The sequence below is a fragment of the Paenibacillus polysaccharolyticus genome (genome assembly GCF_023714295.1).
In the GTDB taxonomy this organism is placed as follows: Bacteria; Bacillota; Bacilli; order Paenibacillales; family Paenibacillaceae; genus Paenibacillus; species Paenibacillus polysaccharolyticus_A.
Genome location: NZ_JAMAUN010000056.1, coordinates 1 through 386, shown reverse-complemented (window position 1 = coordinate 386; position 386 = coordinate 1). Strand labels below are relative to the sequence as shown.

Genomic DNA, 386 nt, shown 5'->3' with positions numbered 1-386 from the left:
GCGAAGGGGTTCCACACGTTCCCATCCCGAACACGACCGTTAAGCCCTTCAGCGTCGATGGTACTTGGACCGCAGGGTCCTGGGAGAGTAGAACGCCGCCAAGCGTAACCCATTACGGGTTCAAGAATTATATAATGTGGGCCCTTAGCTCAGTTGGTTAGAGCGCACCTCTGATAAGGGTGAGGCCGGTGGTTCGAGTCCACCAGGGCCCACCATTTAAACATCTAAATAATATATGGGGCCATAGCTCAGCTGGGAGAGCGCCTGCCTTGCAAGCAGGAGGTCAGCGGTTCGATCCCGCTTGGCTCCACCAACAAGATTTACAAGCTTGTTCTTTGAAAACTAGATATCGAAACGAAACAAACGCGAATTAGAACATTCCTTTA

Annotated in this window: 2 tRNA genes and 1 rRNA gene; all 3 read left to right on the top strand. The window is 51.3% G+C overall.

The annotated features are described in order from the left end of the window. Positions 1-104 (top strand): 5S ribosomal RNA (rrf, locus tag M3629_RS28170); the annotation flags it as partial. Between the two features lie 34 nt (positions 105-138). Beyond that, a tRNA-Ile gene (locus M3629_RS28165) sits at positions 139-215 on the top strand. Between the two features lie 22 nt (positions 216-237). Beyond that, positions 238-313: transfer RNA gene (locus M3629_RS28160), tRNA-Ala, on the top strand. Positions 314-386 lie beyond the last annotated feature (73 nt).